10 protein-coding genes are annotated in these 9,590 nt (G+C 62.4%); all 10 read right to left on the reverse strand.

The features are described 5' to 3' along the window. Positions 1-158, reverse strand: a 158-nt coding sequence (locus EN939_RS38980; RefSeq protein WP_164750931.1) for an HAD family hydrolase, incomplete at its 3' end; no start/stop codon positions are given. Next, on the reverse strand, positions 155-712 hold the full coding sequence (locus EN939_RS10065; protein WP_127267897.1) for a thioredoxin family protein: 558 nt from the start codon (positions 710-712) through the stop codon (positions 155-157). The genes EN939_RS10065 and EN939_RS38980, both read right to left, overlap by 4 nt. A 21-nt stretch (positions 713-733) precedes the next feature. After that, positions 734-1,420: a ribulose-phosphate 3-epimerase gene (gene rpe, locus EN939_RS10070; protein WP_127267898.1), complete on the reverse strand. Its 687-nt coding sequence runs from the start codon at positions 1,418-1,420 to the stop codon at positions 734-736. Between the two features lie 60 nt (positions 1,421-1,480). Then, positions 1,481-2,419, reverse strand: a complete 939-nt coding sequence (gene cbbX / locus EN939_RS10075) for a CbbX protein (protein ID WP_023810399.1) — start codon at positions 2,417-2,419, stop codon at positions 1,481-1,483. A 7-nt stretch (positions 2,420-2,426) separates the two neighbouring features. Continuing rightward, complete coding sequence (locus EN939_RS10080; protein WP_013532057.1) at positions 2,427-2,861, reverse strand: ribulose bisphosphate carboxylase small subunit; 435 nt, start codon at positions 2,859-2,861, stop codon at positions 2,427-2,429. An 18-nt stretch (positions 2,862-2,879) separates the two neighbouring features. Next, positions 2,880-4,373, reverse strand: coding sequence for a ribulose-bisphosphate carboxylase large subunit (locus EN939_RS10085; protein ID WP_013532056.1), 1,494 nt, complete (start codon positions 4,371-4,373; stop codon positions 2,880-2,882). A 21-nt stretch (positions 4,374-4,394) separates the two neighbouring features. Further along, positions 4,395-5,474: a class II fructose-bisphosphate aldolase gene (gene fba, locus EN939_RS10090; RefSeq protein ID WP_127267899.1), complete on the reverse strand. Its 1,080-nt coding sequence runs from the start codon at positions 5,472-5,474 to the stop codon at positions 4,395-4,397. 11 nt (positions 5,475-5,485) lie between these two features. Beyond that, on the reverse strand, positions 5,486-7,498 hold the full coding sequence (tkt, locus tag EN939_RS10095; RefSeq protein WP_127267900.1) for a transketolase: 2,013 nt from the start codon (positions 7,496-7,498) through the stop codon (positions 5,486-5,488). A 10-nt stretch (positions 7,499-7,508) separates the two neighbouring features. Next, complete coding sequence (locus tag EN939_RS10100) at positions 7,509-8,381, reverse strand: phosphoribulokinase (RefSeq protein WP_027036917.1); 873 nt, start codon at positions 8,379-8,381, stop codon at positions 7,509-7,511. A gap of 8 nt (positions 8,382-8,389) precedes the next feature. After that, complete coding sequence (locus EN939_RS10105) at positions 8,390-9,436, reverse strand: class 1 fructose-bisphosphatase (protein WP_023810405.1); 1,047 nt, start codon at positions 9,434-9,436, stop codon at positions 8,390-8,392. Between the last annotated feature and the right edge of the window lie 154 nt (positions 9,437-9,590).

Raw genomic sequence — 9,590 nt, forward strand, 5'->3', positions numbered from 1 at the left:
GCCGTGACCTGATCCAGGCGCAGCGGCGGCAGACCGCGACTGGCCAGCAGTTCGTTGACGGCGGCCGCTATGTCCGGTGCCGAGTCGACCAGCGTGCCGTCGAGATCGAACAGGATCGCCTTCGGCGATCGAAGCGGCCTACCTGCACCGACGTTCATGCGGCATCCTTCCACTTGATCGAGCAGCCGATCGAGGCGATCTGGTCCAGCGGCCCGTCGCCGGTTCGGGCAACCTGCTTCATCGCCTCGAACAGGTCGCGTCTCAGCCCGGGCGCTCCGGCTTCTCGTCGCGAGGCGTCCAGCCGACCGCGATATTGCAGTCCCAACTCGCTGTTGAACCCGAAGAAATCGGGAGTGCACACGGCTGCGTAATCGCGCGCCACAGTTTGGTGCTGGTCGTGCAGGTAAGGGAAGCTGAAGCCGTTCGTCGTGGCGAAGAGCTTCATTTGGTCGAAGGAATCCTCCGGGTAGGTGTCGGCATCGTTTGAGTTGATCGCGACAAAGCCGATACCTTCGGCCTTGAGGTCGTTGGCATCGCGCACGATACGTGAAATCACTGCCTTCACATAAGGGCAGTGATTGCAGATGAAGGCCACGACCAGACCGTTCGGGCCGGCCTGGCTGAAGATCGAATGCGACCTGCCGTCGACGCCAGGCAAAACGGCATCGATGGCGCGCCAGCCGAAATCGCAGACAGGGGGGACGGCCGCCATGCTTGCCTCCGATGGAATTGTTTACGCCGCTTTCCGGATCGCACCGTCGGCCGTCTGTCGGATGGCTCCAATGTTGGTGCGATAAGCCGCCTCGGTGCCCCCCTTGAACACGGCCGACCCGGCGACCAGCACATTGGCCCCGGCCGCGGCGACCAGCGGGGCGGTTTCGGCCGTGACGCCGCCATCGATTTCGATGTCAATCGGGCGGTGGCCAACCAGTGCCTTGATTCGCCTGATCTTCTCGATGACCGCGGAAATGAAGGCCTGGCCGCCAAAGCCTGGATTGACCGTCATCAGCAGCACTAGGTCAAGCCTGTCGAGCACATACTCGATGACGCTCTCCGGCGTCGAAGGATTCAGCGATACGCCGGCCTTCTTGCCGAGATTTTTGATCGCCTGCAGGGAACGATCGAGATGCGGCCCGGCCTCGGCGTGCACCGTGATGATGTCGCAGCCGGCGTTGGCGAAGGCGGCCAGATAGGGGTCGGCCGGCGCGATCATCAGATGGCAATCGAAAATTTTGTCCGTTCGGTCGCGGATCGCCTTGATCACCGGCGGACCGAAGGTGATGTTGGGTACGAAATGGCCGTCCATCACGTCGAGATGGATCCAGTCGGCACCCGCCCGCACGACAGCTTCGACCTCATCGCCGAGCCGCGAGAAATCCGCGGAAAGCACGGAGGGTGCGATGATTGTCCTGGTGACCATGGTCGTCGTCTCCAATTCTGTCTGCGGGTGTTGGTCGCTGCGCCAGCCGGCTCCATCCCGTCAGCGCATCTTCGTCTCCGGTTCGCCTTCGAGTTTCCCTTCCGCGAACACGCGGCTGCCGCGAATGTCGGATTCCTCGATGGTGACAAGATCGGCTTTGGTCAACACCCGGCTGCGCGATGCGAAAAGCCGGTTGGCCTGCCGCAGCCGCGCCCGGTCGAGCCCATTGCGGACCGAACGCGCGTTGGAGAAATGCGGCAGCCTCATGCGGATCGGAAGATACTCTTCGAGCGCACGGGACGCCGCCTCGCTGAGGCGATAATTCTGCTCCGCGAGCATAATCTCGGCGATCGATTTCAGTTCGCTGACGCCATAGTCGGGGAAATCGAGGTGATGGGCGATGCGCGAACGCATGCCGGGATTGCTGTCGAAGAAGCGGTCCATCTTGTTCTTGTAGCCGGCAAGGATCACAACCAGATCGTCACGGTTGTTCTCCATGCACTGCAGCAGGATTTCGATCGATTCCTGGCCGTAGTCGCGTTCGTTCTCGGGCTTGTAGAGATAATAGGCCTCGTCGATGAAAAGCACGCCGCCCATGGCACGCTTGATCACCTCGCGGGTCTTGGGCGCGGTGTGGCCCACATACTGGCCGACGAGATCGTCGCGCGTCACGGCGACCATGTGGCCTTCGCGGACATAGCCCAGACGATGCAGGATTTCGGCCATCCTCAGCGCCACGGTGGTCTTTCCGGTGCCGGGATTTCCCGTAAAGTTCATGTGCAGCGTCGGGGCGCCCGAAGTCAGCCCGAACTTGCGGCGAAGCCGGTCGACCAGGAGGAGAGCGGCGATCTCGCGGATGCGGGTCTTGACCGGCTTCAGGCCAACGAGTTCACGGTCGAGCTTGTCCATGACCTCGTCGATGTTGGACGCCTCGAACTCGGCCTGCAGATCAACCGTCGCGTCCTGTGCGGCAGCGTCCTTGGTCATCGCGTTCAGCATGGTTCGGCTAGCTCCGCTCGCCCTCGGGCCTGTCGGTCGCATAAGGCACGATCGAATAACCCTGACTGCGGCCGTCGCGCTCCTGGCGCAGCAGCCGGAACCCGGGTTCGCTGGGCGGCCGGTTGACAATGAACGACATGCGCGGCGCTTCCCAGCCCTTGGTCGAATCGAAGGCGGTTACCCGCACATACATGTTCGGACACGCTTTCCGGCAAGCGTTGACCTCGAGCAGTATGCCCGCCGGATCTTTCAAGTCGAACATCGGGTTGCCGTACATTTCCCAATAGGTATTTCGCGGATGCGGATCGTCCGTGTACTCGACGCTGACCGCCCAATGGTTCTTCAGCGCGTATTTGATCTGCGCCGAAATCTGCTCGTCGGTCAGGTCGGGCAGGAACGAGAACTGCCCCTGTGTGACCTTGTTTCCCGGATTGGTCATCATGACGACGGTTCCTTTCGTCTAGAAGCTGGGCGTTGCGGTTGGCACGAAGTCGGCCGTGTCGGTCGATTCGTAGTTGAAGGTGACGTCCTTCCAGGTCTCCAGGGCAGCCTTCAGCGGCGTGCACCATCTGGCCGCCTGTTCGAGGATCTTGGTTCCTTCGCGCAAATAATCGCGCCCCTCGTTGCGGGCCAGGATCATCGCTTCCAAGGCGACGCGATTGGCCGTCGCGCCTGCCTGGATGCCGTCCGGATGGCCGATCGTGCCACCGCCGAACTGCAGGATGACATCCTCGCCGAGATAGTGGATCAACTGGTGCATCTGGCCGGCATGGATGCCGCCCGAGGCGACGGGCATCACCTTGTTGAGCGAGGCCCATTCCTGATCGAAGAACAGCCCGGTTTCGAGGTTCTGCGGCGTGCGCTCCTCGCGCAGCGTGTCATAAAATCCCTTGATCATGAGCGGGTCGCCTTCCAGCTTGCCGACCACCGTGCCGGCATGGATGTGGTCGACGCCGGCCATGCGCATCCATTTGCAGATGACGCGGAAATTCATGCCGTGGTTCTTCTGGCGCGAATAGGTCGAGTTGCCGGCACGGTGCAGGTGCAGGATCATGTCGTTGCGGCGCGCCCACTTGGCCATCGACTGGATCGCCGTGTAGCCGATGACGAGGTCGATCATGACGATGCAGGAGCCAAGCTGCTTGGCGAATTCGGCGCGCTCGTACATCTCCTCCATCGTGCCGGCGGTGACGTTGAGATAATGTCCTTTGACCTCGCCGGTGGCGGCCGACGCCTTGTTCACGGCCTCCATGCAGTAGAGGAAGCGGTCGCGCCAGTGCATGAAGGGCTGCGAGTTAATGTTCTCGTCGTCCTTGACGAAGTCGAGGCCGCCCTTCAGCGCTTCGTAAACGACGCGCCCGTAATTGCGTCCCGACAGGCCGAGCTTCGGCTTCGTCGTCGCGCCGAGCAGCGGCCGGCCGAACTTGTCGAGCCGCTCACGCTCCACCACGATACCGGTCGCCGGCCCCTGGAAGGTTTTGAGGTACGCCACCGGGATACGCATGTCTTCCAGCCGCAGCGCCTTGACTGCCTTGAAGCCGAACACATTGCCGATGATCGATGCGGTCAGATTGGCGATCGAGCCCGGCTCGAACAGGTCGAGGTCGTAGGCGATGTAGGCGAAGTACTGTTGCTCGGTCTTGGTTCCGGGACCGGTGTTCGGCACCGGCTCGGATCTGAACGCCTTGGCGCGATAGAGCTCGCAGGCCGTCAGTCGGTCGGTCCACACCACGGTCCACGTCGCGGTGGAGGATTCACCGGCGATGGCCGCCGCCGCCTCCTCGTGGTCGACGCCCGGCTGCGGCGTGATCCGGAACATGGCGATCAGATCGGTCTCCTTGGGCCTGTAGTCCGGCTCCCAGTAGCCCATCTTCTTGTAGGGGATGACCCCTGACTTGTAGCGTTCCTTGCCTTCCTTGAGCGTTCCCGCTGGCAGTATGTCGATCTTGTTCATGACAGGTCTCCTGTTTGTTGCTCAGGCGGCTTTCGCGGTGGCGATATGGGGATCGAGCTTTCCCGCGGCGTAACGTTTCGCCATCTCGTCCATGGCGATGACCTTGATCTTCGAGGCGTTGGACGCCGTACCGAAACGCTCGAACCGGTCCCGGCAAAGGTCGCGCAAGGCATCCATGGCTGGCTTCAGGAATTTACGGGGATCGAACTCGCGCGGGTCTTCCGTCGCGACGCGGCGGAACTGCCCGGCCATGGCCATGCGGCAATCGGTGTCGATGTTGACCTTGCGCACGCCGTAGCGGATGCCGCGCTCTATCTCCTCGACCGGAACGCCAAAGGTCTGGGGCATCTCGCCGCCGTATCTGTTGATAATGTCCTGCAACTCCTGCGGCACCGAGGAAGAGCCGTGCATGACCAGATGCGTGTTGGGCAGCTTTTCGTGGATCGCCTCGATCACCTGCATGGCCAGGATGTCGCCGTCCGGCTTGCGGGTGAATTTGTAGGCGCCGTGCGAGGTGCCGCAGGCGATCGCCAGCGCGTCGACCTGGGTTGCGGTCACAAAGTCGACCGCCTGATCGGGATCGGTCAATAACTGGTCGTGGGAAAGCGCGCCTTCGGCGCCGTGGCCATCCTCTGCCTCGCTTTGACCGGTTTCCAGCGAGCCGAGCACACCCAGTTCGCCTTCGACGGAAGCACCGACCCAATGCGCCATGCGTGCGACGCGTTCGGTTATGGCGACGTTGTAGTCGTAGCTGGCCGGCGTCTTGGCGTCCGCCATCAAGGATCCGTCCATCATCACCGAGGTGAAGCCGTGGCGGATCGCGGAAAGGCAGGTGGCCTCGCTGTTGCCGTGGTCTTGATGGATGCATAGCGGGATGGTCGGGTGGATTTCGGTCAGCGCCTCCATCATCTTGGCCAGCATGATGTCGTTGGCATAGGATCGGGCGCCACGCGAAGCCTGGATGATGACAGGCGCGTCGCAGGCCTTGGCCGCTTCCATGATGGCGAGGCCCTGTTCCATGTTGTTGATGTTGAATGCCGGTACGCCGTAGCCGTGCTCGGCGGCATGGTCGAGAAGCTGGCGAAGGGTGATGCGAGCCATTGTGAATCCTCCTAGATGATGAGCTTCAGCGCCGCTGCAGCAACCGCTTCGGACGTTATGTTGAAATGCCGGTAGAGGTCGGGGGCAGGGGCGCTGGCGCCGAAGCCGGTCATGCCGACGAAAGCGCCGGTCTCGCCGATCCAGCGGTCCCAGCCCAGCCGGGCTGCCGCTTCGACCGCGACGCGCGGCGCCGAGCCGAGGACGGCCTTGCGGGTGGCGCTGTCCTGCTCCTCGAAAAGCTCCCAGCACGGCATCGACACGACGGCGGCGGCGGCGCCATGCTCGGTCTCCAGCCTTTCGGCGGCAGCAACCGCGATCTCGACTTCCGAGCCGGTGGCGATCAGGGTGACGGCGCGGTGCTTTGCCGGCTCGCGCAGGATGTAAGCGCCCTGGCAGGAGCGGTTCTCGTCGCTGTGCGACCGACGCAGCATCGGCAGGTTCTGGCGCGACAGCACCAGGACGCTCGGCCGGTCCTTGCTCTTTAGCGCGAGTTCCCAGCACTCCGCCGTTTCGATGACATCCGCCGGGCGGAAGACGTTGAGATTAGGCGTGGCACGCAGCATCGCAAGGTGCTCGACCGGCTGGTGCGTCGGGCCGTCCTCGCCGAGGCCGATGGAATCGTGTGTCATCACATAGATGACGCGCTGGCCCATGAGCGCCGAGAGCCGCATCGCGCCGCGCGCATAATCGGCGAAGCACAGGAACGTACCGCCATAGGGCACGAAACCGCCATGCAGCGCGATGCCGTTCATGGCGGCCGCCATGCCGTGCTCACGAATGCCGTAGTGAATGTAGCGGCCGGCATAGTCACCCGGTGCAATGCGGTTCATGCCCTTGGTGATCGTCAGATTCGAATGCGTCAGATCGGCCGAGCCGCCGACGGTCAACTCCGTTGCGCCGTTGATGACCTCCAGCGCCATTTCGGAGGCTTTTCGCGTCGCCACCTTGGTTGCCTTCTCGATATGTTCGCGACGAAAGGCGTCGAGCGCTTCGAAGACCGTATCAGGCAGTTCGGCGGCGACAGCGTTTTCAAAAGCCTCGCGCCGCGGCGAGGCGGCAAGCCGCTGCTCCCAGGCGCGCCGCATCGCTTCGCCGCGACCGGCAATCTCGCGCCAGGCGAAAAGGATATCATCCGGCACATCGAACGGTGCGTGCGCCCAGCCGATGTTTTCGCGTGTCGCGGCGATCTCTGCTTCACCCAGCGGTGCGCCGTGCGTCTTCTCCGAACCGCCGAGATTGGGGGCACCCATGCCGATCACTGTGCGGCAGGCAATCAGCGATGGCCGATCCGACCGCCGCGCCGCCTCGATTGCCGCGGCGACTGCCTCCATGTCGTGGCCGGCGACACTTTGGACATCCCAGCCGGCGGCCTTGAAGCGCGCCGGCTGGTCCATCGACGTGGAGAGGGAGGTCGGCCCGTCAATGGAAATCGCATTGTCGTCCCAGAAGACGATCAGGCGGGAAAGCTTCAGGTGACCAGCGAGGTCTATTGCCTCGTGACTGATTCCCTCCTGAAGGCAGCCGTCGCCCGCAATGACATAGGTATGATGATCGACCAGATCGGCACCGTGGCGGGCGGCAAGCATGCGTTCCGCCAGCGCCATGCCGACCGCCGTGGAAATGCCCTGTCCCAGCGGTCCGGTGGTGGTCTCCACGCCAAGCGCATGGCCATATTCCGGATGTCCGGCGGTGCGGCTGCCCAACTGCCGAAATCGCTGCAATTCCTCGATCTGCATGTCTTCATAGCCGAGCAGATGATGCAGCGCGTATTGCAGCATCGAGCCGTGGCCGGCTGAAAGCACGAAACGGTCACGGTCGGGCCAGTCCGGCCTCGACGGATCGATATTGATGAAGCGGTTGAACAGCACCGTTGCGACGTCGGCCATGCCCATCGGCATGCCAGGGTGACCCGAATTCGCCTTTTGGACGCTGTCCATCGCCAGCGCGCGAATGGCGTTCGCCATGTCGCGCTCCGAGACGGGAGCGGTTGTGGTGACGGGCTTCAGTGCTGTTTGGCTGGTCATTGCATCCTCCTCACGACACACGGCTCTTGCGTTCAATCAATTGCAGGATGAGCGGCGTCAGGATCAGTTGCATGGCAAGATCGAGCTTGTTGCCTGGCACCACTATGGAATTTGGCCGCGACATGAACGAGTCGTGGATCATCGACAGCAGATACGGAAAATCGATGCCGCGCGGATTGGCGAAGCGGATAACCAGCATCGATTCGTCGGGCGTCGGGATCCAGCGCGCGATGAACGGGTTGGACGTGTCGACGATCGGCACGCGCTGGAAGTTGATGGCGGTCTGCGAGAATTGCGGGACGATGTAGCGGACATAGTCGGGCATCCGGCGCAGGATCACGTCCATCACCGCCTCGGTGGAATAGCCGCGTGTCGAACGGTCGCGATGGATCTTCTGGATCCATTCGAGATTGATGACCGGCACGACCCCTATCTTGAGATCCGCATGCTTGGCCAAATTGATCGTGTCGGTGACGACACAGCCGTGCAGCCCCTCGTAGAAGAGCAGGTCGCTGGGAGCGAATTCGCGCCATTCGGTAAAGGTTCCCGGTGGCGTGCCGTGCTGCTTTTCCTCTTCCTCATCGTGAATGTAGGTGCGGGTCTTGCCGGTTCCGCGGCGGCCATATTCCGCGAACACCTCTTCGAGAATTCCGAGTTCGTTGGCCGCGGCATTGAAATGGGTGAAGTTCGGGTTGCCGGCCTTTTCCTCCTCGGCCACCTTTGCCTTCATCGCCGCGCGATCGTAGCGGTGGAAGGCGTCGCCTTCGATGAAAGCGGCCTCGATGTTCTCGCGCCGGAAAATCAGATCGAAGATGCGCTTGACCGAGGTCGTGCCGGCGCCCGACGACCCGGTGATGGTGATGATGGGGTGCTTGGCTGACATGGTGCTGCTCAGGCTCTGAACAGGCCGCGGCGGCTGAACAGCGGCGCACGCTCACCGATGTTGCTCGGCTCTGTGTGGTAGCGGGTGATGCGCGCGACTTCCCGCGCCGACCCGAAGATCATCGGCACGCGCTGATGCAGGCTCTCGGGTTCGATTTCCAGGATTCGGTTGATTGCATCGGTGGCGGCACCACCAGCCTGTTCTATGAGATAGGCGATCGGGTTGGCCTCGTAGACGAGGCGCAGCCGTCCCTGACCATAGCCCTTGCGTCGATCGCCGGGGTAGAGAAAAACGCCGCCGCGCATCAATATGCGGTAACAGTCGGCAACCAGAGAGGCGATCCAGCGCATGTTGAAATCCTTCTCGCGCGGTCCTTCGGTGCCCTCCAGGCAGTCGTCGACATAGAGCCGCACGGCCTCGTCCCAGTGCCGGTAGTTGGCGGCGTTGATGGCGAATTCCTGAGTGCGTTGCGGAATGATCCGGCTTTCATAGGCCTGGACGAAGGTGCCGAGCCTTGTCGAGAAGACGAAGACATGGGTGCCGCTGCCGAGCGACAGGACGAGTGCCAGCTGCGGCCCATAGATGAAGAAACCGGCGCCTAGCTGGTTCACGCCCGCCTGCAGGAAAGAGGCGGCCGGATCAGCGTCCGGCGCGCCAGTTGCGGTCAGGAGCGAGAAGATCGTTCCGATCGAGACGTTGGTGTCGATGTTGGAAGAGCCGTCGAGCGGGTCGATCGCGATGGCTAGTGGCGCTTGCCTGTCGAGCAGGACCGGCTGCTCCAGTTCCTCGGAGGCGTAAAGCGCGACAGGCGCCCGGCGCATGGCGTCGAGGAAGATGTCGTCGGAGAAGACGTCGAGATCCTTCTGGACGTCGCCGTCGGCATTGGCGCCACGGGTTTCGGCAAAGGCGGCGCCGAGCACCCCTTGGTTGATGGTGTTGCGGACCTTGATGGCGGCCTGTGTCAACTGACGGACGGTCGTCACAACTGCCGAGCGGAATTCGTCAGGCTGGCCGAGATAGGAGTTCAGAAAAGCGTCGAGCGTTGCCGCTGGCATCGTAACCTCCCGGTCCGGCCGCATCTCCTCGGAGCGGCTGGACTGGAGGAATGGAAACAAACGTCGCGAGATAAGTAAAATTCAATAACTTTACTTAGCCAGTAAAAATAATTTAGTATGCGGCATGAGGAACCTCACGCTCAAGCATTTCAAG

Source organism: Mesorhizobium sp. M7A.F.Ca.CA.002.05.1.1 (assembly GCF_003998335.1).
Lineage (GTDB): Bacteria > Pseudomonadota > Alphaproteobacteria > Rhizobiales > Rhizobiaceae > Mesorhizobium.